The organism is Nonomuraea sp. NPDC002799 (assembly GCF_053592075.1).
Map to the genome: position 1 here is coordinate 38,752 of NZ_JBSFVA010000021.1, position 21,177 is coordinate 59,928.

General features: G+C 69.1%; 19 protein-coding genes. 16 read left to right on the plus strand and 3 right to left on the minus strand.

Annotated features, from left to right (window positions below):
• Nucleotides 1-8: 8 nt before the first annotated feature.
• Nucleotides 9-2,126: a protein kinase domain-containing protein gene (locus ACWD0F_RS32110; RefSeq protein ID WP_449882072.1), complete on the minus strand. Its 2,118-nt coding sequence runs from the start codon at nucleotides 2,124-2,126 to the stop codon at nucleotides 9-11.
• 193 nt (nucleotides 2,127-2,319) lie between these two features.
• Here ACWD0F_RS32110 and ACWD0F_RS32115 point away from each other — a divergent pair, with 193 nt between their 5' ends.
• A complete protein-coding gene (locus ACWD0F_RS32115) occupies nucleotides 2,320-3,819 on the plus strand; it encodes an FAD-dependent monooxygenase (RefSeq protein WP_449882075.1) in 1,500 nt (499 codons plus the stop codon).
• The gene (locus tag ACWD0F_RS32120) at nucleotides 3,816-4,301 is read left to right on the plus strand and encodes a VOC family protein (RefSeq protein WP_449882078.1); all 486 of its coding nucleotides are present in this window, start codon (nucleotides 3,816-3,818) and stop codon (nucleotides 4,299-4,301) included. The genes ACWD0F_RS32115 and ACWD0F_RS32120 overlap by 4 nt, the downstream gene beginning before the upstream one ends.
• 46 nt (nucleotides 4,302-4,347) lie before the next feature.
• Here the strand turns inward: ACWD0F_RS32120 and ACWD0F_RS32125 are convergent, their stop codons facing one another.
• Nucleotides 4,348-5,685: an ATP-binding protein gene (locus tag ACWD0F_RS32125; protein WP_449882081.1), complete on the minus strand. Its 1,338-nt coding sequence runs from the start codon at nucleotides 5,683-5,685 to the stop codon at nucleotides 4,348-4,350.
• A gap of 155 nt (nucleotides 5,686-5,840) precedes the next feature.
• On the opposite strand from ACWD0F_RS32125, the gene ACWD0F_RS32130 reads away from it, so the two are divergent.
• From ACWD0F_RS32130 to ACWD0F_RS32140, 3 genes are read left to right on the plus strand one after another with little or no spacing between them, the layout of a single operon-like run.
• Entirely contained in the window at nucleotides 5,841-7,292 is a 1,452-nt protein-coding gene (locus ACWD0F_RS32130) for an ankyrin repeat domain-containing protein (RefSeq protein WP_449882084.1), read from the plus strand.
• Between the two features lie 15 nt (nucleotides 7,293-7,307).
• Nucleotides 7,308-7,616 carry a muconolactone Delta-isomerase family protein gene (locus tag ACWD0F_RS32135; RefSeq protein WP_449882087.1) on the plus strand — a complete coding sequence of 103 codons (309 nt, stop codon included), beginning with the start codon at nucleotides 7,308-7,310 and terminating at the stop codon, nucleotides 7,614-7,616.
• A gap of 23 nt (nucleotides 7,617-7,639) precedes the next feature.
• Complete coding sequence (locus ACWD0F_RS32140) at nucleotides 7,640-8,332, plus strand: EthD domain-containing protein (protein WP_449882090.1); 693 nt, start codon at nucleotides 7,640-7,642, stop codon at nucleotides 8,330-8,332.
• Between the two features lie 45 nt (nucleotides 8,333-8,377).
• On the opposite strand, the gene ACWD0F_RS32145 is transcribed toward ACWD0F_RS32140, so the two are convergent.
• The gene (locus tag ACWD0F_RS32145; protein ID WP_449882093.1) at nucleotides 8,378-9,460 is read right to left on the minus strand and encodes an IS701 family transposase; all 1,083 of its coding nucleotides are present in this window, start codon (nucleotides 9,458-9,460) and stop codon (nucleotides 8,378-8,380) included.
• Between the two features lie 298 nt (nucleotides 9,461-9,758).
• Here ACWD0F_RS32145 and ACWD0F_RS32150 point away from each other — a divergent pair, with 298 nt between their 5' ends.
• The 11 genes from ACWD0F_RS32150 to ACWD0F_RS32200 are packed head-to-tail and all read left to right on the plus strand — an operon-like array spanning nucleotide 9,759 to nucleotide 21,055.
• Complete coding sequence (locus ACWD0F_RS32150) at nucleotides 9,759-10,586, plus strand: type 1 glutamine amidotransferase domain-containing protein (RefSeq protein WP_449882096.1); 828 nt, start codon at nucleotides 9,759-9,761, stop codon at nucleotides 10,584-10,586.
• Between the two features lie 6 nt (nucleotides 10,587-10,592).
• Nucleotides 10,593-12,227, plus strand: a complete 1,635-nt coding sequence (locus ACWD0F_RS32155; protein WP_449882098.1) for a thiamine pyrophosphate-binding protein — start codon at nucleotides 10,593-10,595, stop codon at nucleotides 12,225-12,227.
• Nucleotides 12,224-12,778, plus strand: coding sequence for a DJ-1/PfpI family protein (locus tag ACWD0F_RS32160; RefSeq protein ID WP_449882101.1), 555 nt, complete (start codon nucleotides 12,224-12,226; stop codon nucleotides 12,776-12,778). Before ACWD0F_RS32155 ends, ACWD0F_RS32160 begins: the two co-directional genes overlap by 4 nt.
• Nucleotides 12,775-14,574 (plus strand): AGE family epimerase/isomerase, encoded by a 1,800-nt coding sequence (locus ACWD0F_RS32165; protein ID WP_449882104.1) that lies wholly within the window; start codon nucleotides 12,775-12,777, stop codon nucleotides 14,572-14,574. The genes ACWD0F_RS32160 and ACWD0F_RS32165 overlap by 4 nt, the downstream gene beginning before the upstream one ends.
• The gene (locus ACWD0F_RS32170; RefSeq protein WP_449882107.1) at nucleotides 14,571-14,915 is read left to right on the plus strand and encodes an STAS domain-containing protein; all 345 of its coding nucleotides are present in this window, start codon (nucleotides 14,571-14,573) and stop codon (nucleotides 14,913-14,915) included. The genes ACWD0F_RS32165 and ACWD0F_RS32170 overlap by 4 nt, the downstream gene beginning before the upstream one ends.
• Complete coding sequence (gene glgX / locus ACWD0F_RS32175) at nucleotides 14,912-17,029, plus strand: glycogen debranching protein GlgX (RefSeq protein ID WP_449882110.1); 2,118 nt, start codon at nucleotides 14,912-14,914, stop codon at nucleotides 17,027-17,029. The genes ACWD0F_RS32170 and glgX overlap by 4 nt, the downstream gene beginning before the upstream one ends.
• Before the next feature lie 9 nt (nucleotides 17,030-17,038).
• A complete protein-coding gene (locus ACWD0F_RS32180) occupies nucleotides 17,039-17,350 on the plus strand; it encodes an anti-sigma factor antagonist (RefSeq protein WP_449882113.1) in 312 nt (103 codons plus the stop codon).
• A 7-nt stretch (nucleotides 17,351-17,357) separates the two neighbouring features.
• On the plus strand, nucleotides 17,358-17,774 hold the full coding sequence (locus tag ACWD0F_RS32185) for an ATP-binding protein (protein WP_449882116.1): 417 nt from the start codon (nucleotides 17,358-17,360) through the stop codon (nucleotides 17,772-17,774).
• Nucleotides 17,771-18,970 (plus strand): PP2C family protein-serine/threonine phosphatase, encoded by a 1,200-nt coding sequence (locus ACWD0F_RS32190; protein ID WP_449882119.1) that lies wholly within the window; start codon nucleotides 17,771-17,773, stop codon nucleotides 18,968-18,970. Before ACWD0F_RS32185 ends, ACWD0F_RS32190 begins: the two co-directional genes overlap by 4 nt.
• Nucleotides 18,970-19,704 carry a MinD/ParA family ATP-binding protein gene (locus ACWD0F_RS32195; RefSeq protein ID WP_449882122.1) on the plus strand — a complete coding sequence of 245 codons (735 nt, stop codon included), beginning with the start codon at nucleotides 18,970-18,972 and terminating at the stop codon, nucleotides 19,702-19,704. Before ACWD0F_RS32190 ends, ACWD0F_RS32195 begins: the two co-directional genes overlap by 1 nt.
• 55 nt (nucleotides 19,705-19,759) lie before the next feature.
• A complete protein-coding gene (locus ACWD0F_RS32200; RefSeq protein ID WP_449882125.1) occupies nucleotides 19,760-21,055 on the plus strand; it encodes a sugar phosphate nucleotidyltransferase in 1,296 nt (431 codons plus the stop codon).
• Nucleotides 21,056-21,177 lie beyond the last annotated feature (122 nt).

Consider the following 21,177-nt stretch of genomic DNA (forward strand, 5'->3'; position numbering starts at 1 on the left):
GACCGCGCTCAGGTGATCGAGGTCGCCCTCCTGCGATCGCCGGCCAGCTCCAGGCGCTGGCCCAGGGCGAAGCCGCGCGCCAGGCTGCCGCGGATCGCGGGTCCCGCGGCGGCGCACTTGGCGCCGTAATGGATGCCGATCGTGATGACGACCAGGATGAAGACGTACGCGCCGATGTCCTTGAGCGCTCCCGTCTGCACGCCGGCCCCGACGACGATGATGACCAGGGCGTAGAGGAGCATGGTCCACCACCACTGCTCATACCCCCGGGCGAACCTCTGGCTCGCCTCAGGGGTCGTCGACAGCAGCCCCTCGCCCCTGACGAGGAGCGAGCGGGCGGTGGAGTAGGCGAGCCAGTTGCACAGCGCCACGGCCAGCGCGCCACCGGCGCAGGTCCACGGCCACACCCAGAACATCGACTCGTCGAACGTCGACAGGATCGTGGTCGGCACCGCGATGACGGCCATCGACCGCATCGCCACCTCGGTGCACCGGGCCCGCAGCCCGGGAATGCCGCGCACGGTGAGGCGGGCCAGCATCGTCTGGTAGAACTTGGCCGCCACCAGCCCCTGCGACAGGGCGACGACGTTGGCGTACAACTCCATGCCGGACGGCAGCCGGTCCGGTTCCAGCGTGACGATGTCGTCGGCTTTCGCCAGCGCGGTCTTGGCGACGATGAACCACCAGGCCAGCGTGGACAGCGCGGAGAAGAACAGGAGATAGCGGTCATAGCGCCCGCGCGCCTCGCCCTCCTGCCGCCAGACCCACCACTGGTCGAACTGGGTTCTGAACTCCCGGGAAGTCGGCGCGATCAGGGCCCACAGATACTTGCCCCTCCGCTGGTTGGCCACCGGCTCCTGCGCCACCAGGTCGAAGCAGGAGTCCAGGTGCCGGCCGAGCGCCTCGAAGGACAGGTCGTCGGCCGGCGGCAGCCGCAGCAGCCGGTTGTCGGGATGCTCCTCGATGAGGTCCTCCAGCGTCCGGCCGAGGATGGGGCTGGCCGTCCAGATCTCCTCGGGCGTCCTGCCGTCCCGTGGCGGCGCGTTGGCGAGCACCTCCATCAGGATGATGCCGAGGGAGTAGACGTCGGCGGTCGGCGACGCCGTGCGGTGGTTCTTGATCTCCGGTGCGATGTAGACGGCGTCGTCGTGTTCGGAGATCCCGACCTGACGGCTGTAGAGGTGGTTGACGCCGAGGTCGATGAACATCAGCCGGCCGCTGTGCTCATCGATGATGATGTTGTTCGGCGACAGGTCGAGGTGCTGCCGCCGGGGATCGCCGCTGTCGACGGCCCGTTCGCCCGCCAGCTCGTGCAGGGCGTCGGTCAGCCTCCGGGCCATCCGCCCGGCCTCGGCTATCCGCTCGGCCATGGCCGGCGGACGCTCCCGGTCCCGGAAGTCCGCCAGGTACTCCCCGAGGGTCCGGCCCTCCTGGAAGGGCATGATCACCCACATCCCGGACGACGCCGTCGGCTGCACGACCCGCGCCGAGACCTCGTCGGTCCCGTACGTCAGCGCGTACTGGTCGGTGGACCGGGAAACAGCGGCGATCTTGTTCCACGGGAACAACACGCATTTCAGCGCCACCGGGCTACGGCGGCCCGCCTCGTTGTCCGCGGCCTTCTTCAGTCCTTTGAGGATGAAGGAGGTGGTGCCGGCTTTGTGATAACGCAGGCCGGTGAAATCCAGCTCCTGCCAGAAGCGTTCCTCCACCGCGTTCTCCGGCCGATAGACGAGCTCGATCGCCCGCCCGATGGAGGTGGTGGCGAAGTAGCGGGCGCATCGCTCGTCGGTGCGGGCCTGCTCGGCCACGTCCGGCGATCTGAACCGCCGGTCGAGTAAGCAGACGTTGAGGGCGATCAGCGCGGCGAATCCGGCCAGCGGGGACGACTCCGCGGCCAGCCGCAGCGCCGCAGCCTCGCAGGCATCGGCGAACCTGCCGCCGGAGCCGCTGTCGAACTCGTACTCGGTGATGTGATCGAGGATGCCTTTGAGCACGGCCCGCGTCCCCGCGGCCAGGTCGGCCTCGCCGCAGGAGGCCAGCTCCCTGGTGCCCGGCTCGGTGCCCTGTCCCGACAACTCCGCCAGCAGCAGATGGACGAACCGTTCCTCCGGAACACCGTTCACAGTCGGCCCCCTTTGACAGGCTCCGACTCGATGGTGCCACAGGAAGTCCCCGCGACATCGTCAAGTCGGCCGGAATAAAAGGGCGGGAAAACACGCCTGGTCATACTTCGTGAGGTTCGCGTTGTGGGGCCGAGCGCTCGCATTCGATCCTGTCGAATGTCGTGAAATATCACCGAGTCGACTTGGAGCAAGCGTGCCCAATTCTTCGGCCCATGACGTCCTGCCGGGCAGCACGGACGTCCTCATCGTCGGCGCGGCGCCCGTCGGCCTCGCCCTCGCCTGCGCCCTGCGGTCCTTAGGCGTGGACACCGTGGTCATCGACCGGCTGAACGAGCCGCTGGTGCACACCCGTGCCGCGGCCATGCAGGCGCGGACCCTCGAATCACTGGCCACCATCGGGGTCGACCAGGAGCTCATCGCTCGTGGCAAGCCCACGCCCACGCTGACGGTCCGGGACGGGAAACACCTCCTGTGGACCACGCCGTACGGGCAGCTCGACACGCCCTATCCCTACATTCTCGTCGTGCCGCAGCCGACCACCGAGGCGGTGCTCGCCGAGCGGTTCACCGAGATGGGCGGCACCGTCCACCGTGACCACACGCTCGTCGACCTGCACGAGCAGTACCCGGGCATGATCGCGACGGTGGCGAGCAGGAGCGGGGAACTGCGCGCCATCGAGGCCCGCTATGTCATCGGCTGCGACGGCATGCACAGCACCGTCCGGCAGCGCATGGGCATCGCCTGGGAGGGGAGCGAGCGGCCGCAGAGCTTCGCCCTGACCGAGGTGGTCATGGACTGGCACGGCCCGGACGAGGGCATCGTCTTCTTCTTCTCACCCGAAGGGCTGCTGGTCGTCGCCCCGCTGACCGGCGAGAACCGCTACCGCATCGTGGCCCTGGAGAGCGACACGACGCCTCCGCAGGACCTGGCCGGCATCCAGCGCCTGCTGGAGACCAGGGGGCCGGCCGACGCCGGCGCCGTCGTCCACAAGATCGAGCGCACCTCGAAGTGGCGGGTGGGCCTGCGCCTGGCCGAGACCTTCGGCGGGACGGGGCCGGTCTTCCTGGCCGGCGACGCCGCGCACGTGTACAGCCCGGTCGGCGGCCAGGGGATGAACACCGGGGTCCAGGACGCGATCAACCTGGCGTGGAAACTCGCGGCGGTCATCGACGGCAGCGCCTCGCCCAAGCTGCTGGAGACCTATACCGCCGAGCGCCGCCCGGTCGCCGAGGGCCTGGTCGGCATGACGGCGCAGATGACCGACGTCTCGTCGATCATCCACCCGGAACGGCTGGCGCTGCGCAACCACATCTTCGCCGCGGTCGGCGGGATCCCGGAGTTCCCGGGCTGGTGGGCGCGCCGGCTCGCCCAGCTGGAAGTGGACTACGGCGGCGCGGCCGCCGAGGCCCCGCAGCCGGCGGTCGGCCGGCGGATGCCCCCGCGACCGGGCATGGCGGACGGGCTCGGCTGGTCCTTGCTGGTCCCCGCCGACGCCGACCTCGTCGCCGTCAAGGAGGCCGCCGAGCAGAGCCGTACGCCCATCACCGTGGCCACCGCCGAGCTGCCGCATGCGGCGCTGGTGCGGCCCGACGGCTACGTGGCCATGACCGCGCCCGCCGCGGACGCGGCGACGCTGCCCGCCCGGTTGCCGGGCTGGCTCGACGACCCGGCCCGAGCACAAGGAGAGAGATGAGCGAGACCTTCAGCCGTCCGAGCGGCGCGGCGCCGCTCATGCACGTCGCCGTGCTCTGCCAGGACGTGGACAAGTCGCTGGCCTTCTACCGCGACGGGCTGGGCTTCTCCGCCCGATACGAGTGGACCAAGTCCACCAGCGAGACCGGGCAGGTCGTCTATGACGACCGGGGGGTCTACCTGGAGCTGGGCGGCCACACCTACATGGAGTTGTTCCCCGGCGGCAGCGCCGACGTGGACTCCTCCTCGGGGCCGATGCACCACATCGCGATCATCGTGCCCGACGTCGACGAGGCGTACCGCAAATGCCTCGAATCGGGCGGCCGGGCGTTCCCCATGGAAGCCTGGACCGGTGAGCCCGCCTCGGTCGTCCTCAACGGCGAACCCGAGGTCAAGTGCCGCGTGGCCTTCATCAAGGGCCCCAGCGGCGAGCTCATCGAGCTTTACGACCAGCGGGGGCCCATTCACTGCAGCATCCGCTGACCCGTTTCTGCTGATCTCGTACGGCCGGTGCGGCGGCCGTACGAGATCAGTCGCATGCGGAGGCCGCGATCGGCAGCACGACCTGGAAGCGGGTGTCTCCCGGACGGGAGAGCACGCAGATGTCGCCACCGTGCCGATCCACGATGATGCGGTGGCAGATGTCGAGGCCCAGGCCGGTCCCGGCGCCGACGGGTTTGGTGGTGAAGAACGGCTCGAAGATCCGGCCGCGGATCTCCGCGGGGATCCCCGGCCCGGTGTCGCCGATCTCGACGGTCACCTGGTCGCCGTCCCCGGTGGTCTTGATGTGCAGCCGGCCACCGCCGTCCATCGCGGCGACGGCGTTGTCGATCAGGTTGGTCCAGACCTGGTTGAGCTCGGCTGCGTAGGCCTCGATGGCCGGCAGCGAGCGGTCATAGGACCGCGAGACCCGCACACCGGAGAGCTTGTGGGCCAGGATCGCCAGCGTGCTGTCGAGCAGGGTGTGCACGTCGACGCGCTGGAGCGGCCCGCGATCCATCTGGGAGTACTGCTTGGCCACGTCGATGAGGTCGGTGACACGGGTGGTGGCCTCGGTCACCTCCCCGAGGAGCTGGTCGATCTCCAGCACGGCGGTCAGCCGGTCGATCGCGCCGGGGAAGTCCGCGGCGTGGGTCCGCTCGAAGGCCGCGGCCCACTCGATGTCCGCGCCCGCGGCCACCAGGATCGGGGCCGCCTCCCACTGGCCGGCCACGCCGCGCTGGGCGAGCCAGCCGGCCAGCTCCTCCTCGCGGTCTCCCATCTCCATGAACGACAACGCCGACGTTCCCGGCAGGTCGCCGGGCAGCTCGCCGAGGACCCCGGCGAGCCGCCGGCGCAGCACCCGGCTCGCCCGCACGGCCGCCGCGGCCGGGTTGTTGAGCTCATGCGTCAGCCCCGCGGTGAGTGATCCGATGGCGGCGAGACGTTCGCGTTCGGCGACTCGCTCGTTGCCGGTGCGGATGCCCCTGCTCATCCCCTTCAGGATGTGCATCGGCATCGGGAACCAGTCGTGCAACGCCTGCACGAGGTCGGTGACGGGGATCGCGAAGACGCGGCAGGGGGCCGTCGCCGTCAGGGTGTGCGGGTAGGTCTTGATCTCCTCGTCGACCACGGCCAGCACGCCGCCCGCGTAGGCGCCGCGATGGTCGCTGCGATTGATCTCGACCTCGGCGCCGCCGCGCACCCGGCGGGTCATCTTGATGGCCCCCGACAGCAGCACGATGAAGCACTGCGCCGGCTCGCCCTCGCGATAGATCCGCTCGCCCTCCGCATAGGTCCTTTCATATCCCCGTGCGTTCAGCCACTCCAGGTGCGGCTCATCCAGCGATTCGAACAGGAACAGGCTCTTCAACTCAATGGTGTCCACAAAGGCAACCCTAGGGAGCGCGGCGGCCGGCGAGTGGATTTCCGGTCGCACTTCGTCAACTTCACGGAGTGTGCGGAGAATCACCGATTCTCTTGCCGCCGGCCGGTCCTGGCGGCTCTACTGGTGCCCATCCATCATCGTCAGAGGGGCTTTTCATGGCCGAAAGCGCAACCACCAGAAAGGTTGTCACGAAGCTTTTCGCGGACGTGCAGAGCGGAAATGTGGAAGGCGTTCTCGCCGCCCTGTCGCCGTCGATCGTGTTCGATCTCCCCGGCAACAAGTTCAATACCGTGGTGCCCAATCTGAAGGTCTGGCGGGGCAAGGAAGGGGTCATCGAGGCCTTCCGGCTCAGGTCGCTCTGGACGGACGTCACGGACTTCGAGCAGCGCGAGATGATCGTCGAGGATGACCGGGCCTTCGTCATCAACTGGCAGACGATCCGCCACAAGGCGACGGGGATGGAGGCCGACTTCGAGTTCTCCATGGTGCTCACCGTCGGCGACGACGGGCTGATCACCCATTGGAAGGCCTTCTTCGACTCCTCGCCCGAAGTGGCGATCTTCCGTTCGGACATCGACGACCGGATGCTCGCCGAGGTCCGCGCGGGCGCGTCCGGCGCCGTCGCCGAGTTGCTGGCCCAGGGGGCCGACCCGAGCCACCGGGACGAGCGCTCCGGGCTGACGGCGCTCATGATCGCCGCCGGGCGCGGGGACGTGGCGACCGTCCGCACCCTGATCGAGGCGGGCGCCGACGTCCTGTCCGCCGACCGCGGCGGCGGCGCGACCGCCCTGCACAAGGCGTGCCAGGGCGGCAGTCTCGCCGTGGTCAGGGCGCTGATCGAGGCGGGCGCGTTCGTGGACTCCGTGGCCGCGACGACCGGGCACACCCCGCTGATGGACGCGCTGTGGTTCAAGTACCCCGAGATCGCCGCGTACCTGCTCGATCAGGGGGCCGGCCTGAACCTGTCCACCCACTACGGGTTCCCGCTCAAGGAGCACTTCGACTACGAGCTCAACGTCAACCTCATCGGCAAGGAGCGCCTGATCGAGGCCGACCGGCACATCAAGGAGCGGCAGCGCCGCGACGAGGAGGCCATCGCCGGGCAGCGGCTGATGGCCGCCGTCACCGAGGGGGACGTGACGACGGTCCAGAAGTTCCTCGCCGAAGGCGTCGCGGTGGACGAGCGCTTCCCGGTGGTGAACGGCTTCAACGACCGGCACACCCCGCTCCTGGTCGCCGCGCGGGACGGGCACACCAAGATCGCCCGGCTCCTGCTGGCGGCCGGCGCGGACGTCAACGCGGTCGAGCCCACGTTCGGCGCGGTTCCGCTGCACAAGGCGGTCTACAACGGCCACCGGGAGCTGACCGGGCTGATCGCGACGTGGCCGGGCGTCGACCTGGACTTCCAGGGCGCCACCAACGGGTACACGCCGCTGCACGACGCCATCTGGCACGGCTACGAGGAATGCGCCCGCACCCTGATCAAGGCCGGCGCGCGGCTGAACCTCCTCGGGCACGACGGCAAGACACCGCTCGACCTGGCGATCGAGATCAACGGCGCAGACGACGCCTTCACTGAGTTCATCCGCGCCGCAGGCGCCGCATAGAGAAAGGGAACTCCCATGTTGTTCTACGTGCAAATGCGGTGGAAGCACGAGGGCCGCATCACCCTCGACGAGTTGTGGGACGTCGAGGCCGAGGAGGCCGAGCACGCCCAGGAGACGATCGACTCCGGCTTCTGCGTCGGCATCTGGAAGGTGGCCGCGCAGAAACGCATCATCGCCATCATCGACTCGCCGGACGCCGAGGAGCTCGACCGCACGGCGCTCGGCCGGCTCCCGATGCGGGAGTATCTCGAATTCGAGGAGGTCTGGCCGCTGCGCGACTATCTCGGCTTCGCCGACGACGTACGCAAGCGCTACAAGGTCTGAGAGCGGCGGAAGGAAGGAACACCGTGATCCATCAGCTTATCTTCGCCGCCCCGAAGCCGGGAATGAGCGACCAGGAGTTCCACGATTACTGGCTCAACGTGCACGCCGTGCGGTACGCCAGCAAGATCCCGCAGATCAGGAAGTACCTGATCGACACCGTCCTGCCGTTCGACGCGCTCGAAGCGCCGAAATGGAGCGGGGTCGCCGAGATCTGGCTGGCCAACGAGGAGGAGCAGCTCGCGTCCCTGCAGACCAAGGAGTTCCTGGAGGGCGCCCGGCTCGACGAGCCGCGGTGGGCGGCCTTCTGGCGGACGGTCGTCCTCGACACCGACGCCTACGAGCTGGTCGGCGGCCCGGAGTCGAGCACGGATCCCGCGCGGGTGAAGCTGATCTCCCTGGTCAAAAGGAGGGAGGGCCTGCCCTTGGCGGAGTTCAGGGAGCGCAGCAGGACCAAGTACGCCGATCTGGTCACCCGGATCCCGGGGCTGCGCCGCTACGTGCAAGGCCACACCCGCGACGGCGCCTACGGGATCGGGGAGGCGGTGCTCGACGGCGCCCACCAGCTCTGGTTCGACGACGGCGACGCCCTGGCGGCCGCGCTGCGTTCGCCGGAGTTCCGCCAGGCCGACGAGGACCTGCGGACCTTCACCGAAGAGCGCTATCTCCATCGCATGGTCGTGCGGGAACACTGGGTCATCGGTCCGGAGCCCCGTTGAGCGGATGCCCCTGAAACCCCTGCCTGGCAGGGGTTTCAGCTTTTTTCAGATCGCGGTGCGCAGGCCCGGGGAGGCGGCGTCGCGCCGCAGGCGGTAGCCCCAGGCGATCGAGGCGAGGGTGACGTGATGGTGCCAGCCGCGGAAGGAGCGGCCTTCGAAGTGACGCAGGCCGCTCTCGGCGGTCATGCGGGCGAGGCCGTCGGCGGCGTTGTGCCGCAGGTTGATCAGCCCGGTGAGGTCGTAGAGGTCGGTATGGGTGAGATTGGTCATCCACATGGACCTCAGCGGGCGGCCACGGTCGGCCCACTCCACGATCAGCTTGCGATCGTTCGACGGCACCGCCCGGCGATGCCGCAGCAGGGCCGAGGTGAACCGCGATCGGCCGGCCCCGTCCCGCCACAACGTCAGGCCCCCGCTCTCGGCCGTCCGCTTCGCCAGGGCGCCCGCGGTCACCCCGCCGGGCAGGGGCGTGTTGCCGGCGACGCGCACCAGGTACGGCAGCCCGCGCTCCTCCAGCGCGTGCACCATGCGCAGGACGTCCGGACTCTGTTCGGCCGGCACGATGACGGGGGCGGGCCGCAGGCCGGCCACCGTCCGCATCTCATCGACGCTGTCGACGATGTGCCGCGGCCGGGGCTGGTGCCGGATCGTGTCGGGGACCCCGGCGAGCGCCCGCCGCTCGGTGTCCTGATCCCACGACTTGGGCAGCAGCAGCCGCCAGTCGACGGGGCAGGCGCCGGCGTCGCCCACCAGGAGCACGGCCAGGGCCAGCTGGCAGTTCAGCCGCCGGCCCTCGCCGGCGGCGAACTGCCGGGTGACGCCCACCGACTTGTCGCCGTTCTTGGGAAAGGCCACCTCTTCCACGACCCAGGCACGAGGGCGCAGGAGACCGGTGAGGCTGCGCGCGAGCGCGTGCCGGACCGCGCCGTGATCCCACGGGCTCTGGTTGACGAACTGCTGCAGGCACTGGTCGGCCGGGCGGCCGGTGACCTGTTCGGCGATCCGGCGGAGCGACTTCCTGCCGGGCACCTCCACGAGGCCCCGGACGTAGACCTCGCCCCAGCGCCGTTGATCGGAGCGGGGTATCGGGGACAGCAGATCACGGCAGAATCGGCCGAGCTCGTCCATGGCAGAGTTCCTCATCATCAGCTTTTCGGCAATTGGCCCCCAAATTTGGTGCGCCCGGCGGGAACGTGGCAATGAGCTGCAGCGGACTTTCAGAACTAGCCGCGCACCCGGCCCGACTAAGTCAGGTGTGAAATGACCACGTGACCGAGCGTGCGTGATCAGCGGCGATCCGACACGTGACTTAGTCCGGCTGCCGGCGGCTCTATCTCGAGAAGTCCGGCCATTCGCATTGCCGCCGGACCCGGCCGTCCTGAAAGCTGGGCGAATCGCCGGCACATTCGATTCTCAGGGGGAATTCATGCCGCCCAGCATTTTGGTGATCCTGTCGGAATACGGTTACTGGGGGGAGGAGCTCGTCGGACCGCTGACCCGTTTCGACGAAAAGGGCTATCGGGTGGTCTTCGCCACGCCGACCGGGGGCCGGGCGCACGCCCTGCCACCCAGCATGGACCCGGGGTACGCCGACCCTCCGCTGGGCCGGTCGGTGACGTCGCCGGAGGTCGCCAAGCTGACCAAGGAGCTCGACGAGTCCACCCGGCTGGACAATCCGCTCAGCCTGGCGGCGATCGTTCCGGAGCGGCCCTACACCGCCGACCCCGGCTACCTGCGGCGGCTTGAGCGGTATCACCACGAGCTCGCCCGGGTCGAGGACGAGTTCGTCGCCGGCTTCGACGCCCTGCTGATCGTGGGCGGCAGCGGTCCCATCGTCGACCTGGGGAACAACGAGCGCGTCCACGCGCTCATCCTGGGCTTCCTCAAGGCCGACAAGCCGATCGCGGCCGAGTGCTACGGCGTGACCTGCCTGGCCTTCGCCCGGGACTGGGAGGACCGCAAGAGCATCATCTGGGGCAAGCACGTCACGGGGCACTGCAAGGAATACGACTACAAGGACGGCACCGGCTTCCTGGGCACCGACTTCGTGATGGGGCCGCCGCCGTACCCGCTGGAGTACATCCTGCGGGACGCCACCGGACCGGACGGCCGTTACCACGGCAACTTCGGCAAGGAGACGTCGGTCATCGTGGACTACCCGTTCATCACCGGGCGCTCCACCCCGGACTCCTTCCTGACCGGCGAGAAGACCGTGGAGGTCCTCGAATCGGGCCTGCGCCGATACGGCTGGTGAGCGGCCGTGACCAGGACCGGCAATGAGGCGATCGTCGAGCAGTTCCTCGCCGACCGGATCACCTGCATGTTCGGCAACCCCGGGACCGTCGAGCAGGGTTTCCTCGACGCGGTGGAGAAGTCCGAGGACATGCGTTACATCCTGACCCTTCACGAGAGCGTGGCCGTCGGCATCGCCGACGGCTACGCGCGGGCCGGCGGCGGCCCCGCGCTGGTTCAGCTGCACAGCGGGGTCGGGCTGGGCAACGGCATCGGCATGCTCTACCAGGCGATGCGCGGCCACGCCCCCCTCGTCGTGATCGCCGGCGAGTCCGGCGTCCGCTACGACGCGATGGACGCGCAGATGGCCGCCGACCTCGTCGCCATGGCCCGCCCGGTCACCAAGTACGCGACCAGGGTGATCGATCCGAACTCGGTGGTGCGCGTGTTGCGCCGGGCCGTGAAGATCGCCATGACCCCGCCGAGAGGCCCGGTCTTCGTCTCGCTGCCCATGGACGTGCTGGATCAGCCGAACGACGAGCCGATCGTCGCGGCGAGCCTGCCCGTGACCGAGGTCCTCCCCGTGCCCGAGCTGGTCGACCAGGCCGCCGGGCTGCTCGCCGGGGCCGAGCATCCGCTGATCCTCATCGGGGACGGCGTCGCGACCGCCCGCGCGCAGTCCCCGCTCACCCGGGTGGCCGAGCAGCTCGGCGCGGACGTGTGGGGCGTCGACTACGCCGAGGTGGGGATCGACGGGCGGCACCCGCTCTATCGCGGGCAGACCGGCCACATGTTCGGCGAGGTGAGCCGGGCCATCGTGCAGCACGCGGACGCGGTCCTCGTCGTGGGCACCTATCTGTTCCCCGAGGTCTTTCCCGATCTGTCCTCGCCGTTCCGGGCCGACGCCCGGATCGTGCACATCGACCTCAACGCCTACGAGATCGCCAAGAACCATCCCGTGACGCTGGGCCTGGTGGCCGACCCGGCGGCGACGCTCACCGCGATCTCGGCCTCCCTCGATCGGCGTCTGACCTCCTCCGACCGGGAGGCGGCGGCGCTGCGGCTGCACACGCTCAGGGACCGCGCCCGCGAGGACGCGGCCCCCTCGCTGGTCTCGGAGTTCGCCGGCCGGCTCGCGGCGCGTGCCCCGGCCGACCTGATGGTCTTCGACGAGAGCCTCACCGCTTCCGGCGCGATCGGGTCCCATCTTCCCCCCGGGCTGCCCGGTCACTGGTTCCAGACCCGCGGCGGGTCGCTGGGGGTGGGCATCCCGGGCGCCATCGGCATGAAGCTCGCCCGCCCCGACAAGGTCGTCGTCGGCTTCACCGGCGACGGGGGCAGCATGTACACCTTCCAGGCGCTCGCGACGGCCGTCCGGGAGGGAGCAGGGGCGAAGTTCGTCGTCTGCAACAACCGGAGCTACCGGCTGCTCGATCTCAACATCGAGCAGTACTGGAAGGAGCGCGGCATCGCGCACCACGCCTACCCGCGCGCCTTCGACCTGTCCGATCTGAGCCTGGACTTCGTCGGCATCGCCCGCGGCTTCGGCGTGGACGGCATGCGGGTGGAGAAACCGTCCCAGATCGACGAGGCGCTGGACCGCATGCTCGCCGACGACCGGCCCTTTCTGCTCGACCTGAAGAGCGATGAGGGGGAGCTGTGACGCGGATCGGCATCCTCATGGAGAGCGACTTCTTCGAGCCCGAGATCTTCTACTACCAGTGGCGCTTCGCCGAGGAGGGCTACGAGGTCGACTTCCTCACCCGGTTGTGGGGGCAGGACGAGCTCACCTTCACCGGCCACGAATACCGGGCGCCGTTCACCGTGCGGCACAGCCTGGAGGATCTCGATCTCGGCCGCTACGCGGCGCTGATCGTCCCGTCCGGCATGGTGTCCGACCGGCTGCGCTACAGCGACGACGTCGACGTCCTCGCCCCTGCCGTCAGCCTGCTCCAGCGGGCCTTCCGCGAGCCGAAGCCGCTCAAGGGGATCATCTGCCACGGCATGTGGCTCGCCGCGCCCATCCCCGAGGTGGTACGCGGGCGCAAGGTCGTCTGTCACAACAACCTCGTCGGCGACGTGCGCAACATGGGCGCCGACTACGTCGACCAGGACGTGGTGGTGGACGGCGATCTGGTGACCGGCCGCACCGGCCGGCACGCCCACCTGTTCGCCAGAACGATCATCGATTTACTGAAGGGAGATCGGCGGTGAACTTCACCTTTTCCGACACGATCGCCGGCCGGGTCATCGACTACGACCGATCCGGCAAGATCATGCGCCTGAGCACCGCCGACGACCGGGAGTTCGCCGTGTCCCTGGCCGGCGCCCCCAGCGCGGAGCTGCTGCGCAACCTCGGCGAGCCGTACCTCGACGCCGGCGGGCACCTGGAGGACCTGCTCGAACCCGGGCAGTTCCTCTTCGCCTACGGCATCTTCTATCCGGGCGGCCGTTTCGACGCCAAGCGGTTGATCTTCCTCGGCCGGCGCGGTGGCCTGGCCAGGTTCGAGGAGCCGAGCTGGTGGGTCAGCCAGCTCAAGGAGATCGCCGCCTTCTACCGCAAGGCGCAGTTCGGCGACGGCCCGGTGGACTTCGCCGAGTACCGCACGCTGATCAGGCTGGGCGGCGAGAAGACCACCAGCCACCGGCAGGAGACCGACACGATCTCCCGCCTGGTGTACGGCATGGCCACGGCCTACCTGCTCAGCGGCGACGACACCTATCTCGACGTGGCCGAACGCGGCACGGAGTATCTGCGCCGGCAGTTGCGGTTCGTCGACGAAGACGAGGACGTCGTCTACTGGTATCACGGGGTCAGCATCGACGGTGATCGGGAGAAGAAGCTGTTCACCTCGGAGTTCTCCGACGACTACCACGCGATCCCGATGTACGAGCAGATCTACGCGCTGGCCGGGCCGGTGCAGACGTACCGGATCACGGGTGATCCCCTGATCAAGAAGGACACGGACGCCACGCTGCGGTTGTTCGAGCGGTTCTTCCTCGACCGCGAGCACGGCGGCTACTTCTCGCACATCGATCCGATCATGCTGAAGGCCGACCACGAGTCACTCGGCCCCAACCGGTCCAGGAAGAACTGGAACTCCGTGGGCGACCACGCACCGGCCTACCTGATCAATCTCTACCTGGCGACCGGCGAGCGGCGTTATGCCGACTTCCTGGAGTCGACCTTCGACACGATCGTCGACCGTTTCCCCGATGACAAGAACAGCCCCTTCGTCCAGGAACGGTTCCACCGCGACTGGACGCCCGACACCACCCACGGCTGGCAGCAGAACCGGGCCGTCGTCGGCCACAACCTGAAGATCGCCTGGAACCTCATGCGCATGCACGCGCTACGCCCCAAGGCGGCCTACGCCGAGCTCGCCGAGCACATCGCGCGGATCATGCCGGCCATCGGCAGCGACCAGCAGCGCGGCGGCTGGTACGACGTGCTGGAACGCACGCGTGAGGAGGACATCGACCGGCACCCGTTCGTCTGGCACGACCGCAAGGCCTGGTGGCAGCAGGAGCAGGCGATCCTGGCCTACCTCATCCTGGCCGGCGTCACCGGCGACGACGGCTTCCTGGCCGAGGCCCGCGCCGCCGAGTCCTTCTACAACGCCTTCTTCCTCGATCACGACGAAGGCGCGGTCTACTTCAACGTCCTGGCCAGCGGCCTGCCGTATCTGCTCGGCACCGAGCGGCTCAAAGGCAGCCACTCGATGAGCATGTACCACTCGGCCGAGTTGTGCTATCTGGCCGCCGTCTACAACACGCTGCTGATCAACAAGGCGCCGCTGGATCTGCACTTCAAGCCCGATCCGTCCGTCTTGCCCAGACGGATCCTGCGAGTCTCGCCGGACCTGCTGCCGCCCGGGCGGATCCGCATCACCGCGGCCGAGGTCGACGGCGAGCCGTACGAGGACTTCGACGCCGAGGCGCTCACCGTGCGGCTCCCGGACCTCTCGCGCCGGGTCAAGGTCAAGGTCCGGCTGGAGGTGGCCCGATGACGGGCGTGACGCTGACCTCGCAGACGGTCGGCGAGTTCACCGTGGTGCGGATCTCCGGAGAGATCACCAGCGCGACCTCCTCCGGTCTCCTGGACCGCCTGCTGCCGTTGATCGGGCGGGGGACGCACCTGCTGATGGAACTGGCCGCCGTGCCGTACATCTCCAGCGCGGGACTGCGCACCATGCTGCTCTCCTACCGGCGGGCGCAGGAGGTCGGCGCCACCATCCGGCTGTTCGGGTTGTCGGACGAGGTCAGGTTCGTGATGTCGGCGACGGGCTTCCTGGCCTTCTTCGACATCGGCGAGGACTTGGCGACCGAGTTGGAGCGTGCCAAGCCATGAGTGTTCAGGACAGCCGGGAGCGCATCGACGCCGAGCCCACCAGGGAGATCTCCGGCTATCACGTCAGGCGCGGCCGGCCGATGCCTTATGGGGCGACGATCGTGCCCGGCGGCGTGAACTTCTCCGTCTACTCCGACCGGGCCACCTCGATCGCGCTGGTGCTCTTCGAACGAGGCGGTCCGAGCCCGACCGCGGTGCTGCCCATCCCGGAGTCGTTCCGGGTGGGCAGCGTCTTCGCGATCACCGTCTTCGGGCTCGACCACGAGAACCTGGAGTACGGCTTCTACGCCGACGGCCCGTACGACCCCGTACGCGGTGACCGGTTCGACGCCTCCAAGGTCCTCGCCGACCCCTACGCTCGCCTGCTGTCCGGCCGGGAGGTCTGGGGCGCGGAGCCGAACTGGGCGGACATCTACCAGTATCGCTCCCGGCTGCTCTATGACGACTTCGACTGGGAGGACGACAGGCCGCCGGGCATCCCCTTCGAGGACCTGGTCATCTACGAGACCCACGTCCGCGGGTTCACCCGGCACCACTCGTCCGGGGTGAGCGCGCCGGGCACCTTCGCCGGCCTGCGGGAGAAGATCCCCTATCTGCGGGAGCTCGGGGTCAACTGCGTCGAGCTCATGCCGATCTTCGAGTTCGACGAGTTCGACAACCCGCGGGCCGACCCGGTCAGCGGCGCCCGGCTGCACAACTACTGGGGATACAGCACCGTCGGGTTCTTCGCCCCGAAAGCGGGCTACGCCGCGACCGGGCACTACGGCATGCAGGCCGACGAGCTGAAGAGCCTGATCAAGGAGCTGCACAAGGCGGGCATCGAGGTCATCCTCGACGTCGTCTTCAACCACACCGCCGAGGGCAACGAGCACGGGCCGACCATCTCGTTCCGCGGCCTCGACAACGCCACCTATTACATGCTCACGCCGGACGGCTCCTACTACAACTTCAGCGGCACCGGCAACACGGTCAACTGCAATCACCCGGTGGTACGCGACTTCGTGCTGAACTGCCTCCGCTACTGGGTGTCGGACTATCACGTCGACGGCTTCCGGTTCGACCTGGCCGCGATCCTCGACCGCGCCCCCGACGGCACGCCCCTGCCCAACCCGCCGCTGCTGGAGCAGCTCGCCTACGACCCCATGCTGCGCCGCTGCAAGCTGATCGCCGAAGCGTGGGACGCCGCGGGCCTCTACCAGGTCGGCGTCTTCCCCTCCTACGGCCGCTGGTCGGAATGGAACGGCCGCTACCGTGACACGCTGCGCCGCTTCATCAAGGGTGACCCGGGCGCGGTCGGCGAGATGGCCACCCGGATGGTCGGTTCGCCCGACCTGTACGGCGGGCGGGGCGCGGCGGCGTCGATCAACTTCATCACCGCCCACGACGGCTTCACCCTGCTGGACCTGGTCTCCTACAACGACAAGCACAACGAGGCCAACGGTGAGGACAACCGGGACGGAGGCAACGACAACAACTCCTGGAACTGCGGGTTCGAAGGACCCAGCAGTGACCCGGCCATCCGGGAGCTGCGCCTGCGGCAGATGAAGAACGCCATGGCCCTGCTGCTCGTCAGCCAGGGCGTACCCATGATCCTTTCGGGCGACGAGGCCGGTCGCACGCAGCGTGGCAACAACAACACCTACTGCCAGGACACCGAGCTGTCCTGGTTCGACTGGTCGCTGGTCGACACCAACGCCGAGCTGCTGCGTTTCGTCAGCGCGATGATCGCCTTCCGGCACGCCCATCCGATGGTGCGCTCGGGGGCGCATCCGCTCGGCGTGGATCCCACCGGACGCGGCGGCCTGCCGGACATCAGCTGGCACGGCGCCCGCGCGTGGGTCCCCGACTGGTCGCCGGAGCGCCGGCTGATCGCCGCCCTGCGCAGCGGGACGGGCCTCGACGGCCAGGCCGAGCTCATCTACGTGGCGGCCAACGCCCACTGGGAGGCCCAGGAGCTCGAACTGCCCGGGTACGGCTGGCGCGTCTTCGCGGACACGGGGAAGGCGCAGCCGTACGACGTCTATGCGCCCGGCACCGGACCGGCCGTGACGGACCGCTACCTCCTGGGACCCCGATCCGTCCTGATCCTCGTGGCCACGACAACTGACGCATAGGAGATCACCATGGCTTTCACCGCGACTCTGACCACCGAGGCGGATACCGCGACCATCAAGCTGAGCGGGGAACTCGACGCCCACACCGCGCCGCAGTTGCTCGCCAAGCTGGACGAGGCGGCCGCCGCCTCGGCGCGAACGCTGATCCTGCGGGCGGAGGAGCTGACCTACATCGCCAGCGCGGGCCTGCGGGTGCTGGTGTTCTCCCGGCAGAAGCTGGGCGAGGACGCGAGCATCGTGATCACCGGAGCGGTCGACACGGTGGCCAGGACCATCAGAATGGCCGGCCTGGATCGCAGCATCGAAATGACGGTCGCGTGAGCGGGACATGCGCTGCGTACCCGCGTCTCTGGCGTCCCTCGACGAGGTGGCCCGCTATGTGCGCACACTCGCGGACCGCGCCGGCCTGCCCGCCCGTGACGCTCATCGGCTGCGATTGGCGGCGGACGAGTTGGTGACCAACATCGTCCTGCACGGCTACGCGAACCGGGAGGGGTCGCTGACCCTCGACGGCGGCGTGGAACGGGAGCGGGTCTGGCTGCGCATTCAGGACGAGGGCCGCCCGTTCGACCCCAGAGCCGGCTTCCGGCCACCCGAGCACGGTGTCCCGCTGACAGAGCGGCGCATCGGCGGCCTCGGGATCTTCCTTGCCCTGTCGTCCCTGGACGACTTCAGTTACGAGCTGGCGGCCGGGCGGAACACGAGCACGCTCGTGATCCGCCACGGCCCGGATGAGACGACATGAACAAGATCAGAGTCCTCGCGCTCAGCGACCGGCGCGAGCTGCCGGCGGAGCTGGCCGGCACGTTGCGGCGGCTGGAGCTGGCCGTGGAGAACCGCACACCCGGGGAGGTCCTCGCGGCGTCGGACGTGCCCGAGGCCGATGTGGTGCTGACCGCCGGCGAGGTGCCGCCCAACATCGTCCGCGCGGTCAGCCGCCGGCTGGCCGAACACGGACACGAGCCCGTCGTCCTGGCCTATACCGAGGACGACTTCGGGGCGCTGGAACGCCACATCCGAGCCGGGTTCGACTACCTCGTGCCACCCTTCCTGCCGGCCCTGGTGCAGGCGCGGATGCGCAGCTGCGCCGAGCGGGCGGAGGTCAACAAGACCATCCGGGAGAGCGCCGAGCAGGCCGACCTGCTGCGCTACGAGCGGGAGCTGGAGATCGGCAGGGAGATCCAGCTCGGGTTCCTGCCCGAGTCGCTGCCGGGGCCGGACGGCTGGCACCTGTCGGTGCGCTACCGTCCGGCGCGCACGGTGGCGGGGGACTTCTACGACGCCTTCGAGCTGGTCAACAGCCGGCGGCTGGCGTTGATCGTGGCCGACGTGTGCGACAAGGGCGTCGGCGCGGCGCTGTTCATGGCGCTGATCCGCAGCCTGCTCCGGCATTCGGCCGAGCAGAGCGGAAAGCAGGGCATGGTGGCCATCGACCGGCTCACCGACGACCTGCGCGGCGCCCCGATGATCGGCGAGACGCCGCTGCTCAACGCGGTGCTGGGGACGAACGACTACCTCACCCGCAACCACCTGCGCCAGGGCTACTTCGCGACGCTCTTCTTCAGCGTGCTGGACCCGGCGACCGGCAGCGTCGTCTACGTCAACGGCGGGCACAACCCGCCGGTGTTGTTGCGCGCCGACGGCGGTGATCCGGTGGTGCTCGACCCCACGGGACCGGCGGTGGGCGTAGTGCGGGACTCGCCGTTCGCGCTCGGTTACGCGCAGCTCGATCCCGGCGATCAGCTCTTCATCTACACCGACGGCGTGACGGAGGCCAGGGCCGAGTCGGGGGAGTTCTTCGGGGAGGAGCGCATGTTCGACGTCCTCGCGTCGGGGGAGGTCGAGATCCTGCGCAAGATGGACGAGGAGCTCGGCGCCTTCGTGGGCGAGGCCGAGCAGTCGGACGACATCACGATGATGGCCATCTACCGGGCGCCCTGATGCCACAGGTCCTGACGGTGCACTCTTACCGCGGCGGTACCGGGAAATCCACCGTGGCGGCCAACCTGTCGATGTTGCTGGCCAGGGACGGATGCCGGGTGGCGGTGCTCGACGCCGACATCCACGCGCCCTCGATCGACCTGATCTTCGGCATCGAGCCGGGCCGGGGGGCCTGCTCGCTCGTCGACTATCTGATCGGCACGTGCGAGATCGAGGACGCGGTGTACCCGCTCGAACCGCCTGGGCTGTTCGTCGTCGTGGCCAGGACCACCTTGGCGTCGATCAACGCGCTCACGACGTCGGGCTACGACGTCGGACTGCTGAGCGAGGGCTATCGGCGGCTGATCGGCGCGTTCGCTCTCGACCTGCTGATCCTGGACACCCATACCGGGCTCTGTCCCGAGACCGTCACGGCCATGGCGAGCTCCGACCGGCTGATCGTGTTGTCCAGGGCGGACCGGGTGGCTCTGTCGGGGGCCTCGGAGACCGCGGCCCTGGCCAAACGGCTCGGCTGCTCCGAGCGCGCCCTCGTGGTGAACATGGCGCCGGACGGTCAGGTCGGCGACGCGTTCCGGCGCCGCCTGGAGGAGCTGCACGGCTGTGCGGTCGAGGTCGTCCTTCCGTACGAGCCGCAGATGGCCGCACACGACGGCGAGGGGCTGTTCGTGAGCGCCCATCCCGACCATCCGCTGGTCTCCGGCTACCGCCGGATCATTTCCGCAGTGATCGATTGAAGCAGTGACCGATTAAGCAGTGACCGAATCCGCAGTGACCGAAGAAGGGGGAACGGTGTTCGCGATCGCTCTGGCCGGTGGAAGGGGAATCCGCGCGCGGCCCCTGACGCTGACGACGCCCGACTATCTGCGCAGCAAGGCGGCGATGCGGCTGGCAGGACGCAGCCTCATCGAGTGGTCGGTGGATCTGCTGTCGGCGCAGGGGGTGCGGGACTTCTACATCGCGGCGAGCGGCAGTGAGAACCGCGGCCAGATCAAGTCCATCCTCGACCACGGCGACCGCATGGGAGTGTCGGTGCGCTATTCGCGGATGCGCTTCGACCAGCACAACACCGGGTCGGGGGAGGCGACGCTGCGGTGTCTGGAACATTGGGACCTCGACGGGACCGGCCTGGTCTTCCCCACCGACTCGATCTTCGAGTTCGATCTGCCGGCGATGGTGGCGGCGCATCGCGCGAGCGGGGCCACGGTCACGGTGGCCGCGGTGCACCGTCCGGCGGCGCAGGCGGCAGGCAAGTACGGCGTGCTCGACTGCGACCAGGACGGGGTCGTGTCGCGCTTCGTGGAGAAGCCGGACGCCCGCGTCGCCGCCGGCCTGGCGGATCGTAGCGGGCAGGTGCGGACGAACGCCGGGATGTACCTGATCGACGGCGCGCGGCTCCGGCTGGCGGCGCGCGATCCGGAGCTGGCCGCGCTGGCTCGCGCGCGGCTCGACTGGGGCGGCGACCTGCTGCCCCATCTGGTGTCGCGCGGGCATCGCGTGGCCTCGCACGTGATCGACAGGTTCGGCGACCTGGGCAGCCCGCCCGACTATCTGGACACCATGCGCGACGTGCTGCAGGACAGGTATCCCCAGCTCAGTCTCCTCATGGGATCGCGCGTGCACGAGAGCAGCCTCTATCTCAAGGACTCCACGTCCGGCCGGACGCTCGCCGAGAAGATCCGCGACGGGTCCGTCCGGCTGGGCGCCAACGTGCGGATCGGCCGGGACGTGGAGATCGGCCCGGGGGCGGTGCTCATCGACTCCGACATCGGCGACGGCGTGGACGTCGGGCCGGACGCGAAGCTGTACCGGGTCGCCTGCGGCGACCACAGCATCATCGGGCCGGGCGCCCGGCTCTCGGACGCCGTCGTCGGCCCGATGGCCGAGATCAGGTCCGAGCGGGACCGGCCGGTCGTGCTCGAACGGTACTGCGCGCTCGGGGATGAGGTCCGGGTGCACGCGGGGGCGCATCTGCGCGGCGTGCACATCTTTCCCCGGCTGGACGTCTGGGGCGACGCACGCATTCCACCCGGCACCTGCTTGATCGGACCCCGGGACATCGTCAGATGGTCACCCCGCTCAGCCTGACCAGCCCCTCAGCCTGACCGGTCCCTCGGCCTGACCGGTCCCTCGGCCTGGCCAGTCGCTCGCCCTCCCAAGCCTCGCCTGAGCAGTCGCTCGCCCTCCCAAGCGCTCGCCTGAGCAGTCGC